The sequence below is a fragment of the Rhodoblastus sp. genome (genome assembly GCF_019449565.1).
Lineage (GTDB): Bacteria > Pseudomonadota > Alphaproteobacteria > Rhizobiales > Beijerinckiaceae > Rhodoblastus.
The window spans coordinates 40,242-62,996 of sequence record NZ_JAGRPM010000080.1 but is presented as its reverse complement, the minus strand read 5'-3'; the positions used below and the strand labels follow the sequence as shown (position 1 = coordinate 62,996).

General features: G+C 62.8%; 20 protein-coding genes. 16 read left to right on the top strand and 4 right to left on the bottom strand.

The genetic code is table 11. The annotated features are described in order from the left end of the window. Positions 1-80: 80 nt before the first annotated feature. From QZ409_RS17635 to tsf, 4 genes are all read left to right on the top strand, one after another. On the top strand, positions 81-1,286 hold the full coding sequence (locus tag QZ409_RS17635) for a fatty acid desaturase (protein WP_296713887.1): 1,206 nt from the start codon (positions 81-83) through the stop codon (positions 1,284-1,286). A gap of 147 nt (positions 1,287-1,433) precedes the next feature. After that, entirely contained in the window at positions 1,434-2,126 is a 693-nt protein-coding gene (locus tag QZ409_RS17630) for a hypothetical protein (RefSeq protein ID WP_296713885.1), read from the top strand. A gap of 197 nt (positions 2,127-2,323) precedes the next feature. Further along, positions 2,324-3,328: a 30S ribosomal protein S2 gene (locus tag QZ409_RS17625; RefSeq protein WP_296713883.1), complete on the top strand. Its 1,005-nt coding sequence runs from the start codon at positions 2,324-2,326 to the stop codon at positions 3,326-3,328. Between the two features lie 186 nt (positions 3,329-3,514). Continuing rightward, entirely contained in the window at positions 3,515-4,444 is a 930-nt protein-coding gene (gene tsf / locus QZ409_RS17620) for a translation elongation factor Ts (RefSeq protein WP_296713881.1), read from the top strand. A gap of 52 nt (positions 4,445-4,496) precedes the next feature. On the opposite strand, the gene QZ409_RS17615 is transcribed toward tsf, so the two are convergent. Next, positions 4,497-5,984 (bottom strand): hypothetical protein, encoded by a 1,488-nt coding sequence (locus QZ409_RS17615; protein ID WP_296713878.1) that lies wholly within the window; start codon positions 5,982-5,984, stop codon positions 4,497-4,499. 189 nt (positions 5,985-6,173) lie between these two features. Here QZ409_RS17615 and pyrH point away from each other — a divergent pair, with 189 nt between their 5' ends. The 12 genes from pyrH to lpxB all read left to right on the top strand — a co-directional run bounded on the left by pyrH (position 6,174) and on the right by lpxB (position 19,254). Beyond that, the gene (pyrH, locus tag QZ409_RS17610; protein ID WP_296713876.1) at positions 6,174-6,902 is read left to right on the top strand and encodes a UMP kinase; all 729 of its coding nucleotides are present in this window, start codon (positions 6,174-6,176) and stop codon (positions 6,900-6,902) included. A gap of 99 nt (positions 6,903-7,001) precedes the next feature. Continuing rightward, the gene (gene frr / locus QZ409_RS17605; protein WP_296713873.1) at positions 7,002-7,562 is read left to right on the top strand and encodes a ribosome recycling factor; all 561 of its coding nucleotides are present in this window, start codon (positions 7,002-7,004) and stop codon (positions 7,560-7,562) included. A 149-nt stretch (positions 7,563-7,711) separates the two neighbouring features. Continuing rightward, positions 7,712-8,497, top strand: a complete 786-nt coding sequence (locus QZ409_RS17600; protein WP_296713871.1) for an isoprenyl transferase — start codon at positions 7,712-7,714, stop codon at positions 8,495-8,497. Positions 8,498-8,530: 33 nt separating this feature from the next. Next, complete coding sequence (locus tag QZ409_RS17595; protein WP_296713869.1) at positions 8,531-9,427, top strand: CDP-archaeol synthase; 897 nt, start codon at positions 8,531-8,533, stop codon at positions 9,425-9,427. Positions 9,428-9,434: 7 nt separating this feature from the next. Further along, the gene (gene dxr / locus QZ409_RS17590; protein WP_296713867.1) at positions 9,435-10,631 is read left to right on the top strand and encodes a 1-deoxy-D-xylulose-5-phosphate reductoisomerase; all 1,197 of its coding nucleotides are present in this window, start codon (positions 9,435-9,437) and stop codon (positions 10,629-10,631) included. 82 nt (positions 10,632-10,713) lie between these two features. Further along, complete coding sequence (gene rseP / locus QZ409_RS17585; RefSeq protein WP_296713865.1) at positions 10,714-11,859, top strand: RIP metalloprotease RseP; 1,146 nt, start codon at positions 10,714-10,716, stop codon at positions 11,857-11,859. 374 nt (positions 11,860-12,233) lie between these two features. Next, positions 12,234-14,711, top strand: coding sequence for an outer membrane protein assembly factor BamA (bamA, locus tag QZ409_RS17580; protein ID WP_296713864.1), 2,478 nt, complete (start codon positions 12,234-12,236; stop codon positions 14,709-14,711). A 146-nt stretch (positions 14,712-14,857) separates the two neighbouring features. Next, the gene (lpxD, locus tag QZ409_RS17575; RefSeq protein WP_296713861.1) at positions 14,858-15,910 is read left to right on the top strand and encodes a UDP-3-O-(3-hydroxymyristoyl)glucosamine N-acyltransferase; all 1,053 of its coding nucleotides are present in this window, start codon (positions 14,858-14,860) and stop codon (positions 15,908-15,910) included. A 79-nt stretch (positions 15,911-15,989) separates the two neighbouring features. Then, the gene (gene fabZ, locus QZ409_RS17570; RefSeq protein WP_296713860.1) at positions 15,990-16,469 is read left to right on the top strand and encodes a 3-hydroxyacyl-ACP dehydratase FabZ; all 480 of its coding nucleotides are present in this window, start codon (positions 15,990-15,992) and stop codon (positions 16,467-16,469) included. Positions 16,470-16,472: 3 nt separating this feature from the next. Further along, on the top strand, positions 16,473-17,273 hold the full coding sequence (gene lpxA / locus QZ409_RS17565; RefSeq protein ID WP_296713859.1) for an acyl-ACP--UDP-N-acetylglucosamine O-acyltransferase: 801 nt from the start codon (positions 16,473-16,475) through the stop codon (positions 17,271-17,273). Further along, positions 17,270-18,115, top strand: coding sequence for a UDP-2,3-diacylglucosamine diphosphatase LpxI (gene lpxI / locus QZ409_RS17560; RefSeq protein WP_296713857.1), 846 nt, complete (start codon positions 17,270-17,272; stop codon positions 18,113-18,115). Before lpxA ends, lpxI begins: the two co-directional genes overlap by 4 nt. After that, entirely contained in the window at positions 18,112-19,254 is a 1,143-nt protein-coding gene (lpxB, locus tag QZ409_RS17555) for a lipid-A-disaccharide synthase (RefSeq protein WP_296713855.1), read from the top strand. Before lpxI ends, lpxB begins: the two co-directional genes overlap by 4 nt. A 14-nt stretch (positions 19,255-19,268) precedes the next feature. Here lpxB and QZ409_RS17550 read toward each other — a convergent pair whose 3' ends face one another. The 3 genes from QZ409_RS17550 to gltX all read right to left on the bottom strand — a co-directional run bounded on the left by QZ409_RS17550 (position 19,269) and on the right by gltX (position 22,719). Next, positions 19,269-19,835 carry a hypothetical protein gene (locus QZ409_RS17550; protein ID WP_296713853.1) on the bottom strand — a complete coding sequence of 189 codons (567 nt, stop codon included), beginning with the start codon at positions 19,833-19,835 and terminating at the stop codon, positions 19,269-19,271. Further along, positions 19,832-21,118 carry a citrate synthase gene (gltA, locus tag QZ409_RS17545; RefSeq protein ID WP_296713851.1) on the bottom strand — a complete coding sequence of 429 codons (1,287 nt, stop codon included), beginning with the start codon at positions 21,116-21,118 and terminating at the stop codon, positions 19,832-19,834. Before gltA ends, QZ409_RS17550 begins: the two co-directional genes overlap by 4 nt. Positions 21,119-21,264: 146 nt before the next feature. Continuing rightward, on the bottom strand, positions 21,265-22,719 hold the full coding sequence (gene gltX / locus QZ409_RS17540; protein WP_296713849.1) for a glutamate--tRNA ligase: 1,455 nt from the start codon (positions 22,717-22,719) through the stop codon (positions 21,265-21,267). Positions 22,720-22,755 lie beyond the last annotated feature (36 nt).

The window sequence follows — 22,755 nt, the reverse complement described above, 5'->3', positions numbered from 1 at the left end:
TGTTTTCTTCAAGCTGAGACTGGACAGGGCTTGGGTGTTTTCAATAGCGTGTCGCCGGCAATGCCCCAGGAATGGCCGCGATGACGTCCGTCAATATAATCGATCCAGAACGATTCCGCTTCTCCTCGTCCGCCGCCGCCTTTTTCTCCCATCTCCGATATTCGCTGCAAAATGTCGCCTTTCTCCTCGGGATATTCGGGCTGCTCGCCGGCGGAATCTGGCTATGGCTGCCCTTCATTGTTTTTGTCGTCGCGATCCTCATCGGCAATGTCAAATTCAAGCTCGACATTTCCGAGCCGGAAAACCCGCCCTACGCCCTGCATGATTTCCTGCTGCGCGCTGCGCTGCCGCTGCTGCTGACCAATGCGCTGCTGTTCGCGCATTATTTCACCAATGCCGATCCCTTCCATATCGTCGCCGGGCTGAAGCATGTCGGCGTCAATCTCGACGCCGCGCGAGCCTCGACACATCACGCCGACAGGGTCCTCGGCATTTTCGCTCAGGGCTTTTATTGGGGCATCGGCCAGACGGCGGGGCACGAACTCTGCCATCGCCTGAATTCGCGGCTCGATCTCGGACTCGCGCGCTGGATCGGCGGACTGGCGCTCGACCCGGTCTTCCACCTTCATCATCCTTTCTGCCATCATCGCCGCCTCGGTCTGCTGAGCGATCCGGGCACGGCGCGGCGCGGCGACAACCTCTATGGCTTCACCATTCGCTGCGCCATCGGCAACACTCTTTACGTCGCGCAGGCCGAAGCGGAGCGGATGCGTCGGACCGGCCGGCCCGTTTTCTCGCCGCACAATAGATTCATAACCGCCTGGGGCATTTGCCTCCTGTATTTGGGCGTCTTCATCGTCATCGCCGGGCCGCTGGGCGGATTGGTCTTTCTCGCGGCCGGGTGCTTCAGCCGGCTGCTGCTTGAGAGCACCGCCTATGTCGAGCATTACGGATTGTTCCGGCTTGAAGGCGAACGCATTGATAATCGGTTGAGCTGGGACGTCTATACCTTCTTCAGCAATGCGATCCTCTATAATGTCGCTCGCCACACCGATCATCACCTCCACCCGCTGCGCCATTGCGCAGATCTGAAAATTGATCCGGGCGCGCCGCGTCTCAACCATGGCTATATTGCGCTGGTGCTGATCTCGCTCGTCCCGCCGCTTTACTGGCGCGTCATGCAGCCCCATCTCGACGACTGGGACCGCCATTTCGCGACGCCCGCTGAACTCGCCTATATGCGCGACCATAATATCCCGCACGCCGAACCTCTTCCGGCGAGCTGACGCTCTCGACGCCGCGCGTGGAATTGGCGCTCAAACAGGGGGCAATGGCGGCCGGGCGGAAAAAGAGCATAATGGCCGCCTCTGCGAAGCAAGCGGTTGGTTGCTCCGCGCGACTTGCGCAGTTGAAGCCATGACCTGTCCGCCTCCATGAACTCTGTCCGCCTCCATGACCTGATTGGCCTTCTCCTGCTCGTCTCAATGGCAGCGGGTCCGGCGCTGGGCGAGGGCGGCGCGCATCACGGTCACGTTCCGCGCGGTTACCGGAGCCTTAATCCGAATCGCAATCTGCCGCGCGTGCCTCCCGGCCCAATCCCCGCCCCGAATTTTGTGCTGCCCGAACCGTCCCGCGGCCAGCCGATGGCGCCGGACATGCCCTCCTCGTCTAGGTTGGCGCCGTTACGCGAACCATCCTATTCAGGCGTGGCGCCTTCCCTGTCGCAGGGGATGGTGATGACCATCGAAAAACTATTGTCCGATAAGGACAGGCCCGAGAACGCGCAATCCTCCTCGCCCATCACCCGGCCGATCGAGGCGGCGCGGGCGCTGGCGAAATGTTGGGAGCCGCCCATTCCGGCCAAAGGCGAGACCGTCGAGGTCACGATACGCTTCGGCTTCGACAGCGGCGGTTCGGTGCGCTGGCCGCCGCGAGTCACCTATCTGAAAGCAGCGGAAGGGTCGTCGCAGGACGTGGTGCGCACATCGATCCTCGATGCGCTCAAGGCTTGCACGCCCCTCAATTTCACGAAATCCATGGCCGCCAGCGCGCCCGGATACCCCTTGACCATTCGGTTCATCGGCCGGCGCGCGGCCGAGTCCGAGGCTCCCGCCGACAGCCACTGATGGCCTGCAGCGCGATTCCGAAGGGAAGATCGCCAAGCCGGAAAGCGCGAAATTCTCGATCCGCCTTGCCAAATGGCCCCGGCTGATATAGGAGGGCCGTCCATCCCACACGCGAATTCAGGCGGGCCTGTTTCAAGGTTTCGCTCCGGTGGCCGCAAGGCCCAAAAATTCGCGGAGGTTCAACCGGAGAATAGTTTATGTCGCTTCCCGATTTTTCCATGCGCGGCCTTCTCGAAGTCGGCGCTCATTTCGGTCACCAGTCGCATCGCTGGAACCCGAAAATGGCCCCCTACATCTTCGGCACCCGCAATAACATCCACGTCATCGATCTCGCCCAGACCGTGCCGCTGCTGCACCAGGCCCTTAAGGCCGTGTCGGACACAGTGGCCAAGGGCGGCCGCGTGCTGTTCGTCGGCACCAAGCGTCAGGCGCAGGAGCAGATCGCCGACGCCGCCAAGCGCTCCGCGCAATATTACATCAATTCCCGTTGGCTGGGCGGCATGCTCACCAATTGGAAGACCATTTCGGCGTCGATCCAGCGCCTGCGCAAGCTCGACGACCAGCTCGGCGCCGGCGCCTCCGGCCTGACCAAGAAAGAGCGCCTGATGCTTTCGCGCGAGCGCGAAAAGCTCGAAAAGGCCCTCGGCGGCATCAAGGACATGGGCGGCGTCCCGGACCTGATTTTCGTCATCGACACCAACAAGGAGCAGCTGGCGATCAAGGAGGCGGCCCGCCTTCACATTCCGGTCGCCGCCATCCTCGACACCAATTGCGATCCGGACGGCATCACCTTCCCGATCCCCGGCAATGACGACGCCGGCCGCGCCATCGCGCTCTATTGTGACCTGATCGCCCGCGCCGCGCTCGACGGCATTTCCCGCAGCCAGGGTTCGCTCGGCGTCGACACCGGCGCCTTCGAGGAGCCGACGGTCGCCGAACTGCCCGCCGACGCCGAAATCGGCGAAGCCGCGGCCGACCAGTTCGAACTGCTGACCGCGCCGCGCGGCGCCCCCGACGATCTCTCCAAGCTGGCTGGCGTCGGCCCGCAGGTCGAGAAGAAGCTGAACGAAGCCGGCCTGTTCCATTACTGGCAGTTCGCGGCGATGACCGCCGAGGATTCCCAGAAGGTCGACGCCGATCTGAAGCTGAACGGTAAAGTCGGCGGCTGGGTCGAGCAGGCGCGCGGCCTGATCGCCGGCTGATCCAAACTTTCGGCTGGGAGATTCGCGGCGCGCCGGGTCCTGCTTGGCGCGCCGTCCTTTTGAACGGGCGGCCGTCGCCTTGCGCGACTGTCTCCCGGACGACTGTCTTCCAGTTTTCGCATTTTCCCGATTTTCATACGGCAGAGGCGCCAAAGCGCCGGCCTAACCCCTGAAGGAAACGTTTCCATGGCCAATATCACCGCCGCAATGGTGAAAGACCTGCGCGAAAAGACCGGCGCGGGCATGATGGACTGCAAGGGCGCGCTCAACGAGACGGGCGGCGACATCGAAGCCGCCGTGGACTGGTTGCGCAAGAAGGGCCTCTCCAAGGCCGCCAAGAAGTCCGGCCGCGTCGCGGCTGAGGGCCTGGTCGGCGTCGCCGTTCATGGCGAGAAGGGCGTGGCCGTCGAGGTCAATTCCGAAACCGATTTCGTCGCCCGCAACGAGGAATTCCAGGCTCTGGTCAAGACCATCGCGCTGGTAGCGGTCGAAAAGGGCGAGACCGATGTCGAAGCCCTCAAGAACCAGCATTATCCGGGCGGCGCCGGCTCGGTGGCCGACGCGATCTCCAACGCCATCGCCACCATCGGCGAGAACATGACCCTGCGCCGCGTTTCCGCGCTCAGCGTCTCGCAGGGCGTGATCGGCCAATATGTCCATAATTCGATCGGCGACGGCCTCGGCAAGATCGGCGTCATCGTCGCGCTGGAATCGACCGGCGACAAGGACCAGCTGACCGAACTCGGCCGCAAGATCTCCATGCATGTCGCCGCCGCCGGCCCGCTGGCGCTGGACGCCGCCGGCATCGACCCGGCCGTGCTGGAGCGCGAGAAAAACGTGCTGCGCGAAAAGAACGCCGGCAAGCCGGATCATGTGCTGGAGAAGATCGTCGAATCCGGCCTGAAGACCTATTTCAAGGAAGTCACGCTGCTTGAGCAGCCCTATATCCACGACAATGGCAAAACCGTGTCGCAGGCTGTGGCGGAAGCCGCCAAGACCGTCGGCGCCCCGGTGGCGCTGAAGGGCTTCGTTCGCTACGCGCTCGGCGAGGGCATCGAGAAGCAGGAATCGGATTTCGCGGCGGAAGTCGCGGCGGCGGTTTCTGGCGAAGCCTGAGCTCTGGCCTCACTGGCATTTCAGGGAAAGGCGGCCGCTTTGGCCGCCTTTTTCATTTGCGTAGATCGAAAGGCAGGGCGTCGGCGCGGGCGTGGATGACCGCATTGCGGTCGGCGTAAATCCTGTTCCAGCCGGGCCGGGCGTCGAGCGTCCGCACGACGGGGGAGGCTGGCGGAAAGATTGTCCAGACGATGGCGTCCTTTTCGACCGCTGCGTCCAGCGCCTTGGCGTTTCCCGCTGCGATGCGGTCGAAATTGTCCAGGAAGGCGTCGCCGAACAAGTCAGTGCGGCCATCGATATAGGGCCTGACGCCGGAAAAAATCAGATAGCCGCCAAAGTCATAATGATTGAGCACGGGACGCGCGCGCAGTTCCGCCGGAACGGCGGCGAGGGCGGAGATGGGCGCCATCGGGCCATCTTCGCGCGTGACCGGAATCGCGAGGCGCAGGCCCGCCAGAACGACGAAAAGCGCGAGCGCGAGCGCCGCCTGAAGGCGAGTGATGAGGCGCCCCATGTCCGGACTTTGAGCCAAGGGCGCGGGCGTTTGCGCCAAGGCTTCGGCGATCGGGCGAGCCAGGATCATCGGCGCGAGCAGTCCGAGCAGCATCCCATGCCGCGTGTGATGCAGGGCGAGGTGGATCAACCCGATCAGCAGCAACAGCCGCACCGGGGCCACCCGCAGGGGGCGCAGCAGCGCGAAGCCGATCAGGGCGAATAGCGCGATTTCCAACGGGCCGACATGATCGAAGGCTTCCGGCCGCCATTCGCCGACGCCCGCCAGGCTCTTCAGGCCCATGAGGCGGATCGGGAACAGCAGGGCCTCGAGTCCGAGCGGGTTGATTAACGCCGAGCCGAGCGCCAGCAGGCCGAACACGATCCAGCCACGCGCGGCGGCGATCCTCTTCTCCGGGCGTGCGGCCAGCACGGCCTCAAGCGCGAAGGGGCCAATCAAGGCGAGGCCGACGATGAAGCTGCCGTGCAAATTGGACCAGATCGTCATCACCGGGAGCAAAGCCAGCGACGGCGCTTTTTCTTTGTCGCGCGCCGAAAACAGCCCTGCGGCCAAAGCGGCGAGCGCGGGCAGGGCTAAGACATGCGGTCGGGCCAGCATGCTGCCGGTGACAAGGCTGAATCCGAGCGCGGCGAGGCAGAGCAGGGCGAACCCGTGGAGATCGCGGGCCAGTCGCCGCATGAAGATGAAAAGGGTGGCCGCTACCGCCGAAGAGGTCAGGACCACCACGCCGCTCCATCCGCCCAAGCGGAAGCAGAGCGCCAGCAGAACCTCGGACAGCCATTCATGGGCGGTCCAGGGTGCGCCGCCAAAGCTGAAGGTGAAGGGATCAGTGGTCGGAACGGCGCGATGGTCCAGGATCCAGTCGCCCGCAGCAATGTGCCAAAAGGTGTCGCCATCGTTGAGAATGGCGGGTGAGGCAAGGGTCAGGGCGAAGAGCAGCAAGGCCGCCGCCGCGGGCGTCCAGGCGCCCTGGCGGATCGTTCCGGCGGGGGACCGGGCAGTCAGGGGCAGGGTCGCAGAGGTCATGAGGCGAATTCGAGGCTCGTCGCGGCGGGCATTGCGGCGAGCTTAGACGGAAGGCGGTAAAGAAAGGCTGCTCTTGAGATATCCAAAGAGCCACGCCGGATTTCCACTCCGGCGATTCCAAAGATCGGCGCGATGCTTTAGAAGCGGGGCGCGGCCGGTCGAATCGCGGCCAGCGCAAGGGAGCCCGCCATGAACGCTTCTCTTCAGACCCCGAAATGGAAACGCGTGGTCGTGAAATTGTCGGGCGAGGCCCTTCAGGGCAGCCAGACTCACGGACTCGATTCAGCGACCCTCGACCGGATCGCTGACGATCTGGTCACGGCGGCCGATCTCGGCGTCGAAATCGCGGTCGTGGTGGGAGGCGGTAATTTTTTTCGCGGGATTCAGGGCGCCGACAAGGGCATCGAGCGCGCCCGCGCGGATTCCATCGGCATGCTCGCCACGATCATGAACGCGCTGGCGATTGAATTTGCGATTGAAAAGCGAGGACGCGCGGCCCGGGCGCTTTCCGCCGTGCCGATGCCGTCGCTTTGCGAGCCCTATTCGCGTCAGACGGCGCTCCATCACCTCGGCAAGCGCCGGATCGTCATTCTCGCCGGCGGAACAGGCAATCCCTTCTTCACGACGGATACGGGCGCGGCTTTGCGCGGCGCGGAACTGTCCTGCGACGCGATCATGAAGGCGACCCAGGTGGACGGCATCTATACGGCTGACCCCAAGAAAGACCCCAATGCGACGCGCTACGAGAGCCTGACCCACGACGAAGCGATCGCGAAAAACCTCGCCGTGATGGATACGGCGGCCTTTGCGCTTGCGAGAGAGAACCGGATTCCGATAATCGTGTTCTCGATCGCCGCGCCGCGCGCCATTACAGAGGCGCTGTCGGGGCAGGGCAAGGCGACAATCGTGGTTCCGTGATGGAAAAGACCGGGCTCGGCGCAATTGGCGATAGCCATCGCGACGCAGCCCGCTACAGAACAAGAAGGCGCTCGGGCGCCGTGAAGACAGGTGGTTTCGATGAGCGCTCCATTCGATCTGGCGGAAATCAAACGGCGCATGCAGGCCTCGATCCAGGCCCTCAAGCATGAATTGGGCGGCCTTCGGACCGGCCGCGCCTCCGCGGCCTTGCTTGAGCCTGTGCATGTCGTGGCCTATGGCCAGTCCATGCCGCTCAACCAGGTAGCGACCATTTCGGTGCCGGAATCCCGCGCCCTGGCCGTGCAGGTCTGGGACAAGGGCATGGTCGGTCCCGTCGACAAGGCGATCCGCGACGCCAATCTCGGCCTGTCGCCGACCGTCGAAGGCCAGATCCTGCGCATCCGCATTCCGGAGCTGAACGAGCAGCGCCGCAAGGAACTCGTCAAGCTGGCGCATAAATATGCGGAGGATTCCCGCGTCGCCGTGCGCCATGTCCGTAGGGACGGCATGGACACCTTGAAAAAGCTGGTCAAGGACAAGGCGATCAGCGAGGACGACGAAAAGCGCCACGAGACCGAGGTGCAGAAGGCCACCGACTCCGCCATCGGCGAGATCGATACGGTTCTGGCCGGCAAGGAAAAAGAGATCATGCAGGTCTGAGCGGCCTTCAATCCGTCGGGCGTCGTTTCCGGCGGATGATTGTGCTAAGGCAATTGGGCGTGCAATGATTGGCGCGCGCGGGAAGTCCGCTTCAACCCGGCTCCGGCGCTGGCGAAGCGGCGCGCTACAGGGGCGGCGGACGGAGCTCGATGAGCGAAAAGCAGACAAGCGGCGGCGGCGCCGATCAGGCGGACGCAGCTGACGCCCACGGGCTGCATGTCGGAATCATCATGGATGGCAACGGCCGCTGGGCGGCCGCGCGCAGTCTGCCGCGTTTCGAAGGCCACCGCCGCGGCGTCGAGGCCCTTCGCCGCACCGTGCGCGCGGCCACCGATCTCGGCGTGCGCTATCTCACCGTCTACAGCTTCTCCAGCGAGAACTGGGCGCGGCCGCCGCAGGAAATCGCCGAACTGATGGGCCTCTTGAAGCTCTTCATTCGCAATGACTTGCTCACGCTCCAGGAATCAGGCGTCCGCATCAGGGTGATCGGCGAGCGGGACAATCTCAAGCCCGATATCGTTGCGCTGCTCGACGAGGCCGAGCAGCGCACGCGCCACAATGACAAGCTGCACCTGATCGTCGCCTTCAATTATGGCGCGCGGCAGGAAATTACCGAGGCGGCGCGCGCTTTAGCGCGCGAGGCCGCAGCCGGGCGCCTTAACCCCGACGACATAGACGAAGCCGCCTTCACGGCGCGCCTTCATACCTCGGGCATCCCGGACCCGGACCTCATCATTCGCACCTCGGGCGAAATGCGGCTCTCCAATTTCCTGATGTGGCAGGCGGCCTATAGCGAACTGGTGTTCCTGCCGATCTACTGGCCCGATTTTGACCGCCAGTCCTTCGAGCAGGCGATTGAGAGCTTCCGCGCCCGCGAGCGGCGTTTCGGCGGCGTCGGCGCTGCCTGCGTCCCGAAAGTGAAATCCGCCTCATGATTTTCGGCTGCCTTGCCCAAGAACTTCGGCTGAATGGCCATGAATGAAAAGGATCTGGCGCCGCCCGCCGAACCGGCCTCGGCCATCCGGCCGGGCCTGATGTCGCGCCACCATCTGGAAGATCTCGGCGTCCGCGCGGCTTCCGGGCTGGTGCTGGTGGCGACGGCCGTCGGATCGCTCTTCGCAGGCGGCTGGCTGTTCGTGCTCTATTGGCTGATCGCCGCGCTGGCCGTGCATTGGGAATGGCAGCGCCTGATTGGCGCTCCGCTGCCCTGGCTGCGTTTTTTCAGCGGCGGCTTCGCCCTCTGCGCTGCCGCGGTGCTCTACCGGCTCGGGCTGACCGAACTCGCTTTCGCAATGATTCCGCTGGCCGCGGCCTTCGCCGCCTGGGCCGGGGGCTCAGGCTTCCTGCTCTGGAGCGGGTTCGGCCTGTTTTACGCGGGCGGCCTGCTGCTGGCGACGCTCTCCCTGCGTCATGCGCCCTTTTTCGGCGTCTGCGCAATTGGCTGGCTGTTCGCCGTCGTCTGGGGGACGGATGTCTGCGCTTATTTCGGTGGACGGCTAATCGGAGGACCGAAGCTCGCGCCGCGCATTTCGCCCGGAAAGACGTGGTCGGGTTTTCTCGTCGGCGTCGTTTTCGGCGCGGCTTTCGGCGCCTTCGTCGCCCATGTCTGGCCCAATGTGCAGGCTCCGCTGGCGCCGGTTTTCCTGCTCGGCCTCGCCGCCGGCGCCGTGGCGCAGGGCGGGGACCTGTTCGAATCCTGGGTCAAGCGCCGTTATGGCGTCAAGGATTCCAGCCGGCTTATTCCGGGACATGGCGGCGTCATGGACCGGCTCGACGGCTTCATCGCGGCGGCGATTTTCGCCGCCTTGTTCGGCATGGCGCGCGGTCTGCCAAGCGCGGCGGCCGGTTTGCTCTATTGGCAATAGGATTCGAATGACAGCTCCCGCTCCCGTCTCGCCGCCCCGCAAACTGACCATCCTTGGCGCCACCGGCTCGATCGGCAGGTCGGCGGAAGCGGTGATCCTCGGCGCGCCGGGCGCCTTCGAGACGGTCGCGGTCGCGGGCGGGCGAGACGCCAAAAATCTGGCGCGGGTGGCGCGGGCGCTGGGCGCCACATTCGCCGCCGTCGCCGATCCTGCGGCCTATGCCGAGCTCAAGGCGGAGTTGGCGGGAACCAATATCGCGGTCGGCGCGGGACCCGAGGCGCTCAAGGAGGCCGCCGCGATGGAATCCGACCTCGTCGTCGGCGCCATCGCGGGCGCGGCGGGCGTGATCCCGACTTTTGCCGCCGTGGAGGCGGGGCGGGACGTGGCGCTCGCCAATAAGGAATGCCTCGTCTGCGCTGGTGAGCCCTTCATGCGCCGTGCGCGCGAGATGAACGTCCGCATCCTGCCGATGGATTCCGAGCACAACGCCATTTTCCAGGCGCTGGGCGGGGAAAGCGCGAAAACCATCGAAAAAATGTGGCTCACCGCTTCGGGCGGCCCGTTCAGGACCTGGAGCGCCGAGCAGATCGCGGCGGCCACGCCGGATCAGGCGCTCGCCCATCCGAACTGGGCGATGGGCCCCAAGGTGACCATCGATTCGGCGAGTCTGATGAACAAGGGCCTCGAACTGATCGAGGCGCTGCATGTGTTCGGCATCGACGCCAGCAAGCTCGATGTTCTGGTGCATCCGCAATCCATCGTGCATGGGCTCGTTTCGTTCACTGACGGCGCCGTGACGGCCGGAATGGCCGTGCCGGACATGAAGGTTCCCATCGCGCATTGCCTCGGCTGGCCGGACCGCGTTCCCACCCAGGCGCGCCGGCTCGATCTCGCGGAGATCGGCTCCCTGACGTTCGAGAAGCCGGATTTCAACCGTTTCCCCGCGCTCCGCGTCGCCATGCAGGCGCTCGCGGCGGGCGGCGCCATGCCGACCATTCTGAACGCTGCTAACGAAATTATGGTCGCGGCATTTTTAGAAAAACGAATTTCCTTCAATGATATAGCGAAACATGTTGAAGCAATTTGCGAAATTTTCGACAAGGAGGGAGCGGCCCGGACTCCGCCAGACATTGATGCCGCCCTTGCCGTTGACCATATTGTGAGAGAAAGGTCGCTGGCGGTCCTCGCAGGCCTTGGCCATTAAACCGTGATGCGTCATGGTAACGAAATGGTAACCATTTTCGCGGCGGGCGTGACCTAGTCCTCCGTCGCGGGCGGAGTAGGTCATGGCGATTTTTCATTGGCTTTGGACTGCAGGGTCCTATCTCGTGCCCTTCCTCTTCGTGCTCAGCCTCGTCGTGTTTGTCCACGAATTCGGCCATTTCCTGATCGGACGGCTCTGCGGGATCAAGGTTGACGCCTTTTCCATGGGATTTGGGCCTGAATTGGCGCATTACGTGGATCGCAGCGGAACCCGCTGGCGGTTGGCGGCCATTCCGCTCGGCGGCTATGTCCGCTTTCACGGCGACGCCAATGGGGCGAGCCAGCCCGATTTCAACGGAGCTTCCCAGATGCCGGAAGCCGAGCGCGCGGTCTCCTTCTTCGCGCAAAAAGTTTGGAAGCGCGCGGCGGTTGTCGCGGCGGGCCCAATCGCGAATTTCATCCTCGCGATCGCGATCTTCACGGCTCTATTCTATATCGAGGGCCGCTCGGTCCTGACGCCGCGCATTGAAAGCGTGGTCGCCGGCGGCCGCGCCGCCGCCGCAGGGTTCCAGAAGGGCGATCTGGTCGTGTCGATTGACGGGCAGCCCATCGACAGCTTCGCTGAAATGCAGCGCATCGTTTCGTCTTCGGGCGACACGCAGCTGCGTTTCACGGTTGAGCGCGAGGGCAAGAAAGTGGCGATTGACGCCACGCCGGAGCGCAAGGACACCCGGACGCCATTCGGCGTCAGCCGGGGCGGGGTGCTTGGCGTCGCCGCTGGCGGCGCGCCGCAAGATTGGCGTACGGTCAACTACAGCCTCCCCCAAGCCTTCGTCGAGGCGACCGGCGAGACCTGGTATGTCATCGAGCGCACGGGTTCCTATCTGGGCGGGCTGGTGATCGGCCGCGAATCGCCGGAGCAGTTGTCGGGTCCGATCCGCATTGCCGAAGTATCCGGCGAAGTGGCCAAAGCTGGAATCTGGCCATTGTTCAATCTCGCGGCGATTCTCTCGATCTCGATCGGATTGCTGAATCTGCTGCCAGTGCCCCTGCTCGACGGCGGCCATCTGCTTTATTACGCCTGCGAAGCGATCCGTGGCAGGGCGCTGACGCAGCGGGCGCAGGAGTTCGGATTCCGCATCGGCCTCGCCTTCGTGGCGGCGCTTATGCTGGTCGCGACCTATAACGACCTCGTCCGCATTACCCGGCAATGGCTGAATATCGGCTGATATCCCATTTCGATGGGACGCAGCACTCCATGAAACGATGCGCCCGCCGCCCCAAGCGACGGGCGTTTTCATGGGGTTCTGTCGGGGATTGCGGCGAAAATGTGAAGCAAAAACGTGGCTTACCGGCCACGGCGGCGTAAAAAAACGAGACAGCGGCCGTTAGGCGTTTGCAGGGTTCCGTAAACCTTGTAGAAGCAGAGTGAGATGGGCAGGCTGGGTTTATGTTATCCAGCCGCGTCTGAAGTTCGGCCGAATCGCAAGATTTCGGCCTCCGCTTGCGGGGCGACTCCCCAAGCGCTGGAAGCGTTCACGGGGACCGGGTTTCAATGAAGTTTCGCCGAGGTCTTAAAGGTCGGTCCGCATTGGCGGTCGCGTTGGTTGTCGGTACGCTCGCGGCGCCGAACCAGGCGTTTGCCGAAACTATCGTGGTCGAAGGCAATCATCGCGTCGATGCGGAGACAATCCGCTCGTATTTCGTGGGCGGCGACGCCAACGATGCGGTCAAGAAGCTTTACGGCACCGGATATTTCTCCGACGTGCAGGTCAGTCATCGCGGTTCGACGCTGGTGGTGCATGTCGTCGAGAACTCGACGGTGATCAATCACGTCGTTTTCACCGGCAACAGCAAGGTCAAGTCAGAGGACCTCGAAAAGGAAGTCCAGCTGAAAAACCGCGGCGCCTATAGCCGCGCGGTCGCCGACGCCGACGTGCAGCGCATCATGGACATCTACCGTCGCGCCGGACGCAACGCCGCTTCCGTCACTACGCGCACGGTCGAAGTCCCCAATGGCACGGTCGACGTCGTCTATGACATCAAGGAAGGCGAAAAGACCGGCGTCAAGGAAATCCGTTTCGTCGGCAATCAGGCCTATTCCAGCGGTCGCCTGCTGGGCCTGATGGACACGACAGAGATGAATTACCTGTCGTTCTTCAAGACTTCCGACGTTTACGATCCTGACCGCCTGGCCAAGGACGCCGAGGCGATCCGTCGTTTCTATCTCAAGAACGGCTATGCCGACTTCCGCATCATCGGCGTGGACCCGGTCTACGATCCGGCGCAGGGCGGCTATGTCGTAACGATTTCCCTCGAAGAGGGCGGCGTTTATCACGTCGGCTCCGTCCAGGTCGAATCGCACATCGCTGGCGTTTCCGACGCCGCGTTGCAGTCATCGCTCCAGATTCACGCTGGCGACACCTATGACGGCGACGCCGTTCAGAACACCGTTTTGCGCATGACGAAGGAAGTCCAGAAACTGGGCTATGCCTTCTCGCAGGTTCGTCCGCGCGGCGATCGCGATCCGGCGAACCATACCGTTTCGATCGCCTTTGTCGTCGAGGATGGGCCTCGCGTCTATGTCGAGCGCATCAACATCCGTGGCAACACGGCGACGCGCGATTATGTCATCCGCCGCGAGTTCGATATCGGCGAAGGCGACGCCTATAATAAGGTGCTTGTCGACAAGGCGGAGCGCCGCCTGAATTCGCTGGGCTTCTTCAAAAAGGTCAAGATCTCCAACGATCCCGGATCCGCGGCCGACCGCGTTATCGTGAATGTCGATGTCGAGGAGCAGTCCACCGGTTCGTTCTCGGTTTCGGGCGGCTATTCGACGACCGAAGGCTTCATCGCGGAAGTCTCGGTCACGCAGAGCAATTTCCTCGGCCGCGGCGATTACATTCGCACCTCGGTCTCCTATGGCCAGTACACCAAGGGCGTCGAGTTCAACTATACCGAGCCCTTCTTCCTGGATAACCGGCTTGCAGCGGGCTTCGACCTCTATTCCAAGATGTCGAGCGCCTCAAACTATGCCTATTATTCGAACTGGGTCACGGGCGGCACCATTCGCTTTGGCATTCCGCTGACCGACGATCTTTCGATCGCTCCGCGCTACACGCTGTATAATTCGCAGCTGACGATTCCGAATAACTCCAGCCGTCCCTATAACGACTGTACCTATCCGATCTGGGGCATCACGCCCGGCACGCCCGGCGCGTTGCCGGTCAACGATATCAATGGCAGTTCGAGCTGTTTGACCAATGGCGAAGCGTCGCTGGCGCTGAAGCAGGCGCAGGGCAACTGGCTGACGTCGATGATCGGCTATACGCTGTCCTATAATACGATCGACAATCCGCGCGATCCGCATAATGGCATTCGCGCTGAATTGAAGCAGGATTTCGCCGGCGTTGGGGGCGATTCCAACTTCCTGCGCACGACGGTCGATATTCGCGGTTATCATGAGCTTTATTTCGACAATATCGTCGGCATCGGGCATGTGCAGGCAGGCAATCTTCTGAATACCGGTAGCCAGCCTCTGCGCATCGTCGATAACTTCAATCTTGGCCCGAGCCTCGTCCGCGGCTTTGCGGCCGGCGGCATCGGTCCGCGCGATGTCACCAACATCTATACCAATAATAACGGTAACGCGCTCGGCGGCACCGATTATTGGGGCGCTTCACTTGAAGCGCAGTTCCCGATCTGGGGCGTCCCCAGGGATCTCGGCCTCAAGGGCGCCGTCTATTTCGATGCGGGCAGCCTTTGGAACTACCAGGGCATGACTAATTTCGGCAGCTATCTGGGGTATAATGCCGCTCAGGCGCTGTCTTGCACCTATATGAACAATAACACTCCGACGGGCGCGCCGAAAAAGACTTTTGCAGCGAACGGCGTTCCGATCCAGCAAACGCCTTGTATCGATGTCGGCAGCAACAACTCGGTCATTCGTTCGGCCGTCGGTCTTGGTCTGATCTGGGCTTCGCCCATGGGTCCGATCCGCTTCAACTATTCCTTCGTACTGTCGAAGGCCAACACCGACGTCACTCAGGCGTTCAGCTTCACCGGCGGCGCGAATTTCTGATCGCGCAGCGCACGAATAAGAGGGCGCGGCCGAAAGCCGCGCCCTTTTCCTTTGGCGGGAAGGCTCTTTTTGGCGGGAAGGCTCTTGCCGGCCGCATATCGCTATGTCTCACAATTCAAGTCTCTTCAAAGAAAGGGAGCGCCGAAATGGACGAGATGAAGTTTTTTCGTCGCGCGATTTCGCCTACTCTTGGCGAGATTGTCGAATGGACGGGCGCAAAACCGGCCGAAGGCGTTGATCTGAGCGTCACCATTGTCGATGTCGCGCCGCTCGACCGCGCGCGGCCCGGCGACCTGGTCTTCCTCGACAACCCCAAATACGCCGATCAACTCGCCGCCACGCGGGCGACCGCCTGTCTGGTCGGCGAACGCTATGCGGATCGCGTGCCCGAGGGCGTCGCAGCCCTTGTGGTGCGGGAGCCTTATCGGGCCTGCTCTATCGTCACGTCGCGGCTTTATCCCGACGCCGCGCGTCCCGTCTCCCTGTTTGACAGCCACGGCGTATCGCCCGGCGCGAATGTCCACCCGCTCGCGCGCCTGGAAGCGGATGTTATTGTCGATCCTGGCGCGGTGATCGGTCCCCATGCGGAGATTGGCTCGGGCGCCGTCATCGGCCCCAATGCCGTCATCGGCCCGCGCGTGCGGATCGGCCGGTCCAGCGCCGTTGGCGCGGGCGCGACCGTCTGCAATGCGCTGATCGGCGATCGCGTCATCATTCATCCCGGCGTGCGGATCGGGCAGGACGGCTTCGGCTTCGCGATGAGTCCAAAAGGACATCAGAAGGTGCCTCAAGTCGGGCGCGTAATCATTCAGGACGATGTCGAAATCGGCGCCAACAGCACGATTGATCGCGGCGCCAACCGGGACACGATTATAGGCGAAGGGACGAAGGTCGATAATCTCGTGCAGATCGCCCATAACGTCGTGATCGGTCGCCACTGCGTCATCGTCAGCCAAGTTGGCATATCCGGATCGACGGAGTTCGGAGATTTTGTCGTCGCTGGTGGCCAGGCCGGCATCACAGGCCATTTGCGGATCGGCATGGGAGCGCAGATCGCCGCGCAGTCCGGCGTCATGAATGATGTCGATCCGGGCGCCAAGGTTGGCGGGTCTCCGGCCAAGAATGCGCGCGACTGGCTGAAGGGCGTCGCCGCGCTCGACAGATTGACCAAAAGTCGCGGCCGAGGGCGCGAGGAATGAGTTTTTGCGCTGGCTTTCGACGCGAATGTGTCGTTAAAGCGGGCTTATCGTTCAGGGCTTTATTTTCATGGAACTTGATATGTCGGACCAGGGCGGAACTTTGGAGACGATCGATATCCAGCGGCTGATGCAATTGCTTCCGCATCGCTATCCTTTTCTTCTGGTTGATCGGATCATTCAGGCGCGCGGCGACGAATTCGGCGTCGGCATCAAGAATGTGACGATCAACGAGCCGCAATTCACCGGCCATTTCCCCGAGCGGCCCGTTTTCCCCGGCGTGCTTCTGATCGAAGCAATGGCCCAGACGGCCGGAGCGCTCTGCGTCAATTCGCGTCTCGGCGGCGCGAAGCCGCCGCTGGTCTATTTCATGACCATCGACAAGGCGAAATTCCGCAAGCCTGTCGTGCCGGGCGACCGCGTCGAATTCCACATGACGCGAATCAATCAACGGCGGAACATCTGGTGGTATCAGGGCAAGGCGATGGTCGACGGCGCGCTTGTCGCCGAGGCGGAAATCAGCGCCATGATCATCACCGAAGACGCTGACAAACAAGGCTGAACCATGTCCATTCATCCCACTTCGATCGTCGAGGACGGCGCGAAACTGGGCGACGGCGTCCAAATCGGCCCGTTCTGCCATATCGGCCCGAATGTTAAGCTCGGCGACGGCGTGAGTCTGAAATCCCATGTCGTCGTCAATGGCCACACCACCATTGGCCCGCGCGCCCGCATCTATCCCTTTGCCTCGGTCGGTTACGAGCCTCAGGACCTGAAATATAAGGGCGAGGAAACCACGCTGACGATCGGCGCCGATTGCGTGATCCGCGAGGGCGTGACGATGAATCCCGGCACGGTGACGGGCCGCTCGGCGACGATCATTGGCGATCGTTGTTTCTTCCTCGCCAATTCGCATGTCGGCCACGACAGCATCATCGGCAGCGACTGCGTCTTTTCCAATAATGTCATGATCGCCGGCCATGTCACCATCGACGACTTCGTGATTTGCGGCGGCGGCTCGGCCATCGTCCAATATGCCCGCGTCGGCGCGCATTCCTTCGTCAGCGGCATGACTGGCATTGGCGCCGATCTCATCCCCTTCGGCCTGGCCTTCGGCAGCCGCGGCTTCCTAATGGGCCTCAATCTCGTCGGCCTCAAGCGGCGAAACTTTACCCGTGAAGCCATTCATGACCTGCGTCGCGCCTATCGCGCTCTGTTCGCGCCGGAAGGCACGTTGAAAGAGCGAGTCGAGGACGTCGCCGAAGAATTCGCCGATAATGCCGAGGTCATGATGATCGTCGATTTCATCCGCGCCGGCGGGGATCGCGCGCTGTGCATGCCTCAGATTGAGCGGCTGGCGCCGTGAACGACCGCGTCGCCCTGATTTGCGGCGGCGGCGAGTTTCCCCTCGTCGCCGCCCGCGCGGCGCGGCGGCGCGGGCTCGAGGTCTTCATTCTCGGGCTCAAGGGCATGGCGAGCGAAGCGATTGAGGAATTTCCTCATGTCTGGCTGGGCGTCGGGCAATTGGGCGCCGCGCTGCGCGAGATCTCGGCGCGCGATATCAAGGACGTCTGCCTGATCGGCGGGCTTGGACGGCCTGAATTTGCCGATCTGCGCCCGGATTGGGGGGCGATCAAACGCCTGCCGGACATTTTTCGCCTGCTGAAGGGCGGCGACGACCATGCGCTCAAGGGCGTCATTCGGCTATTCGAAGGAGAGGGGTTGCGGGTGGTCGGCGTCGATTCTTTCGCGCCGGAGCTTTTGGCGGCCGCTGGGCCGATGAATCGCGTCCCCTTTCCGAAGGATTGCGCTGAAGATCTCACTTTCGGCCATGATTGTCTAAGCGCGCTGTCAGCCTTCGATTGCGGTCAGGCGCTCGTGCTGTTCCATCGCCGCATCATCGCGCTGGAAGCAGCCGAGGGCACCGACGCCATGCTCCTCCGGGTCGCGGATCTGCGCGAAAATGGACGCTGGCGGGCCAAAGGGCCGGCTGGCCTGCTGATCAAGGCGCCGAAAAAGGGCCAGGACCTTCGCGTCGATCTGCCCGCCATTGGACCGGCGACAGTGGCCTCGGCCGCGAAAGCCGGGCTCATGGGCATTGCTGTGGAGGCGGGCAGGGTGCTGATTCTCGACCGCGCCGCGGTCGCTGCTCAGGCAGAAAAGGCGGGACTGTTCCTTTACGGCTTCTCCCGGGAGACGGCGGCTTGAAAATTTACATGATCGCCGGCGAACCCTCGGGCGATCTGCTCGGCCAAGGCTTGATCCGCGCCTTGCGCGCCCGCGCCCCCCATGTCGAATTGTCAGGGGTCGGCGGCGAAGCCATGCGCCGCGAAAATTTCGACAGCCTGTTTCCGATGAACGAAATTTCGTTGATGGGCGTGCTGCCGGTGCTCGCCAATCTGCGCCATTTGCTGAAGCGCATCGACCAGACCGCGCGCGCGGTGATCGCCGCCCGTCCCGATGCGCTGATCCTGATCGACAGCCCGGATTTCACCCATCGCGTCGCGAAGCGCGTGCGCAAGGTTCTGCCAGATCTGAAGATCGTCAATTATGTCGGACCGACCGTTTGGGCCTGGCGACCCGGCCGCGCGAAAAAGATGCGCGCCTATGTCGATCTGATTTTGGCGATCTTTCCCTTCGAGCCAGAGGCGCATCTGCGCCTCGGCGGGCCGCGCTGCCTCTATATCGGCCATCCCGTGATCGAGCGGGCGGCGCAATTGCGCGGCGACGACGAGGCCAAGAAATCCGGTCCGGTGTTGGTTCTGCCCGGTTCACGCGCTTCGGTTGTCCAGCGTATGGGCATTCCCTTCGGCGAGGCCATCGCGCGACTCGACGTGGCCCATCCGGGGCTCGACTATATTCTTCCCACGGCGACGAGCGTGGTGGAAAAAGTTCGGGCAATGATCGCTGACTGGCCGGTCAAGCCGCGCGTCGTGGTGGATGACGCCGAAAAATACGCCGCATTCCGCTCTGCTCGCGCCGCACTCGCGGCCTCCGGCACCGTTGCGCTGGAACTGGCCATGTCGCGGACGCCCGCCATCGTCGCCTATCGAATCCCCAAGATCGAAGAATTTTTCGCGCGGCGCCTCATTCAGGTGAGCATGGTGTCGCTGCCCAACCTGATCATCGGCGAAAAGGCCTATCCGGAATATTTGCAGGATGAGGCGAATGGCGCGCTGCTCGCGGAACGTCTGGCCGAGATCATCGAGGACAGTCCGGAACGGCGCCGGCAGCTTGCGGCGCTGGGCCTGTTGCGCGAGCGGATCGCCATAGCGGAAGGGCAGAAGCCCAGCGAAAAGGCGGCTGAAGCCATTTGCGAGCTTATCGGCGCAAGTCAATCAAATTAAAAGAGATTACGGCCTCAGCGTGGGTTCATGATCGCCAGCGTCTTCTTGCCGAAGGTGGTCAGGACGACAACGCGCGCCCTGGCGTCGCCGATCTGCGGGCTGTAACGCAGGAAGGGCGTATTCGGGTTTTCATTCCCAGCGTAGCCAAACGCCTTTTCACCAAGGCAGGCTTCGACCGTCGCTTTGAGATCGGCCAGGCTCAGCTTCTCCGCCTGGCAGGAATAAATGATCTCGCCGATTTTTTTCTTGTCGACGATCTCGCAGGCGCCAAAAAGCGGATCGGTGACGCCGAAGGTCGCCAGCGAGTCACTCTCGCCCTTGACTGCGGCGCGAATGGCTTTGAATCCATCCGGCGCCGCGACGATCAGCTTCCTGAAGGCTGAGCAATCGAAGGCCTTGTCGTCGATAAGCTCCGGTTCGCCGCGTTTTTCAACCAGTCCGCCTTCTTCGATCGCGTTGGCTTGCGCCAAAACGAAACCGCCCCCAAGGCTGAGCCAGATGAGGGCGGTTGCGGAGGCGGACCGCGCCGCCGCGCGCAAGGCGCGGGACGCGGGCCGAACTTTTTCCGAGAGATAGATCAACGCGAGCCGATCTTCACGTAATCGCGCTGCGGCGCGCCCGTATAGAGCTGGCGCGGACGGCCGATTTTCTGGCTCGGGTCTTCGATCATTTCCTTCCATTGCGCGATCCAGCCCACGGTGCGGGCGAGAGCGAACAGAACGGTGAACATCGAAACCGGGAAGCCCATCGCCTTGAGGGTGATGCCGGAATAGAAGTCGATATTCGGATAAAGCTTCTTTTCGACGAAATATTCGTCGTGCAGCGCGATGCGCTCCAGTTCCACCGCCACGTCGAGCAGCGGATCATCCTTGATGCCGAGTTCGCCGAGCACTTCATGGCAGGTCTTGGCCATGATCTTGGCGCGCGGATCGTAGTTCTTGTAAACGCGGTGGCCGAAGCCCATCAGGCGGAACGGATCGTTCTTGTCCTTGGCCTTGGCGATATATTTCGGAATATTTTCGACCGAACCGATTTCCGAAAGCATCTTGAGCGCGGCTTCATTGGCGCCGCCGTGAGCGGGGCCCCACAGGCAGGCGATGCCCGCGGCGATACAGGCGAAGGGATTGGCGCCCGAGGAGCCGGCGAGACGAACGGTCGAGGTCGAGGCGTTCTGCTCATGATCGGCGTGCAGGATAAAGATCCGGTCCAAAGCGCGGGAGAGGATCGGGTTGACCTTATATTCCTCGCAGGGCACGGCGAAGCACATGCGCAGGAAGTTCGACGTGTAGTCGAGGTCGTTCTTCGGATAGATGAAGGGCTGGCCGACGTTGTACTTATAGGCCATCGCCGCCATGGTCGGCATTTTCGCGATGATGCGCATGGTGGCGATCACGCGCTGCTGCGGGTCCGAGATGTCGGTCGAGTCGTGATAGAAGGCCGAGAGCGCGCCGACCGAGGCCACCATGACCGCCATCGGATGGGCGTCGCGGCGGAAGCCGGAGAAGAATTTCGCCATCTGCTCGTGGATCATCGTGTGGCGGGTGATCCGATAGTCGAAATCCGCCTTCTGGGCGGCGGTCGGCAATTCCCCGTACAACAGCAGGTAGCAGGTCTCGAGGAAGTCGCCATTTTCGGCGAGCTGTTCGATCGGATAGCCGCGATGGAGCAATATGCCTTCGTCGCCGTCGATATAGGTAATCTTGGATTCGCAGCTCGCCGTCGAGGTGAAGCCGGGATCATAAGTGAACATGCCGGTCTGGCTGTATAACTTGGCGATGTCGGCGACAGCCGGCCCAATCGAGCCATGCTTGACCGGCATTTCTACCGTCTTGTCACCTAGGATAAACTTGCCCGTTTCGCTCATGAGACTCGCCTTTTCGCTGACGCTGCAGGCCGCGCGTCGCCGGTCGCCCGCCGCGATTTGACGGGCGAAATACGGCGAAAACGCGGGAAATTTGTGCGCTGCAAATGACTAGCTCATTGTCGGCGCCTGTTCAAGATGACAACAACTTAAACATTGGGGGCGCCGCCCTGCGCCGCGTCCCGGATCCGGCCGAGGCTTTCCTCGCGGCCGAGCGTGACGAGAACATCGAAAATACCCGGCGAAGTTGCGCGCCCCGTGAGCGCCGCGCGCAGCGGCTGGGCGACCTGGCCGAGCTTGGCGCCGGTTTCGGCGACATGGGCGCGCACGGCGGCCTCGGCCGCCGCTGCGGACCATTCGGGCAAGGCTTCGAGCTTCGGCGCCAGCGCCGCGAGATGGGCGCGGCCCGCCTCGCCAAGCAGGTCGCGCGCCTTTTCGTCATAGGAAAGGGGCCTCTGCGCGAACAGGAACTGCGCGCCATCGGCGAGTTCAACCAGGGTCTTGGCGCGCTCCTTGAGGCCAGACATGGCGCTGCCGAGCTGTGCTTTTTTCCTGTCGTCGAGCTGCGCCGCAAGCTCAGGCCCATTGGGCAGATAGGGCAGGGAGGCGATGAATTGCTCCAGCAGCGGGGCGTCGTCCATCGCCCGCATATATTGGCCGTTCATGTTTTCGAGCTTTACATAGTCGAAGCGCGCCGGGGAGCGGTGAACCTGATCGAGGGAAAAGGCCTCCACCAGCTCCGGCGTCGAGAAGAATTCACGGTCGCCCTGGCTCCAGCCGAGCCGCGCGAGATAATTGCGCAGGGCCTCGGGCAGGTAGCCCAGCGCCCGATAGGCGTCCACGCCGAGCGCGCCGTGGCGCTTGGACATTTTCGCGCCGTCCGGCCCATGGATGAGCGGGATATGGGCGAAGGCCGGGACGTCCCAACCCATGGCCTGATAAATATGGGTCTGGCGCGCGGCGTTGGTCAGATGGTCGTCGCCCCTGATGATCTGGGTCACGCCCATATCGTGATCGTCCACCACCACCGCCAGCATATAGGTCGGATTGCCGTCGGAACGCAGCAGCACCAGATCGTCGAGATCCTTGTTAGGGAAGGTGACCCTGCCCTGGACCTTGTCCTCGATGACCGTCTCGCCTTCGCGCGGCGCCTTGAGCCGGATCACCGCCTTGCGGCCTTCGGCGAGGGCTTTCGCCTCGGCCTCCGTGCCGCCGAGTTCTCGCCAGCGCCCGTCATAGCGCGGCGGGCGGCCCTCCTTGCGCGCCAGGTCGCGCATTTCGTCGAGCTCGGCAGGGGTCGCATAGCATTTATATGCCCCGCCACTGGCGAGCATTTGGGCGGCCACCTCACGGTGGCGGTCGGCGCGGGCGAATTGATAAATGGTCTCCCCATCCCAATCGAGGCCCAGCCATTTCATGCCGTCGATGATGGCTGAGATGGCGCCTTCGGTGGACCGTTCGCGATCGGTGTCCTCGATACGCAGCAGCATCTTGCCGCCGGTCTGGCGGGCCAGCAGCCAATTGAATAAAGCGGTGCGCGCGCCCCCGATATGAAGATAGCCGGTGGGCGAGGGAGCGAAACGCGTGACGACGGATTGGGACATGTCTAGAAAACCTGATGCGGCGCGCGGGATTATGGC

What these genes read in the sequence shown, in the direction of transcription:
- QZ409_RS17635 (WP_296713887.1), top strand. Translation starts at nt 81, where the DNA reads ATGACGTCCGTCAATATAATCGATCCAGAACGATTCCGCTTCTCCTCG.
- QZ409_RS17630 (WP_296713885.1), top strand. Translation starts at nt 1,434, where the DNA reads ATGAACTCTGTCCGCCTCCATGACCTGATTGGCCTTCTCCTGCTCGTC.
- QZ409_RS17625 (WP_296713883.1), top strand. Translation starts at nt 2,324, where the DNA reads ATGTCGCTTCCCGATTTTTCCATGCGCGGCCTTCTCGAAGTCGGCGCT.
- tsf (WP_296713881.1), top strand. Translation starts at nt 3,515, where the DNA reads ATGGCCAATATCACCGCCGCAATGGTGAAAGACCTGCGCGAAAAGACC.
- QZ409_RS17615 (WP_296713878.1), bottom strand. Translation starts at nt 5,984, where the DNA reads ATGACCTCTGCGACCCTGCCCCTGACTGCCCGGTCCCCCGCCGGAACG.
- pyrH (WP_296713876.1), top strand. Translation starts at nt 6,174, where the DNA reads ATGAACGCTTCTCTTCAGACCCCGAAATGGAAACGCGTGGTCGTGAAA.
- frr (WP_296713873.1), top strand. Translation starts at nt 7,002, where the DNA reads ATGAGCGCTCCATTCGATCTGGCGGAAATCAAACGGCGCATGCAGGCC.
- QZ409_RS17600 (WP_296713871.1), top strand. Translation starts at nt 7,712, where the DNA reads ATGAGCGAAAAGCAGACAAGCGGCGGCGGCGCCGATCAGGCGGACGCA.
- QZ409_RS17595 (WP_296713869.1), top strand. Translation starts at nt 8,531, where the DNA reads ATGGCCATGAATGAAAAGGATCTGGCGCCGCCCGCCGAACCGGCCTCG.
- dxr (WP_296713867.1), top strand. Translation starts at nt 9,435, where the DNA reads ATGACAGCTCCCGCTCCCGTCTCGCCGCCCCGCAAACTGACCATCCTT.
- rseP (WP_296713865.1), top strand. Translation starts at nt 10,714, where the DNA reads ATGGCGATTTTTCATTGGCTTTGGACTGCAGGGTCCTATCTCGTGCCC.
- lpxD (WP_296713861.1), top strand. Translation starts at nt 14,858, where the DNA reads ATGGACGAGATGAAGTTTTTTCGTCGCGCGATTTCGCCTACTCTTGGC.
- fabZ (WP_296713860.1), top strand. Translation starts at nt 15,990, where the DNA reads ATGTCGGACCAGGGCGGAACTTTGGAGACGATCGATATCCAGCGGCTG.
- lpxA (WP_296713859.1), top strand. Translation starts at nt 16,473, where the DNA reads ATGTCCATTCATCCCACTTCGATCGTCGAGGACGGCGCGAAACTGGGC.
- gltA (WP_296713851.1), bottom strand. Translation starts at nt 21,118, where the DNA reads ATGAGCGAAACGGGCAAGTTTATCCTAGGTGACAAGACGGTAGAAATG.
- gltX (WP_296713849.1), bottom strand. Translation starts at nt 22,719, where the DNA reads ATGTCCCAATCCGTCGTCACGCGTTTCGCTCCCTCGCCCACCGGCTAT.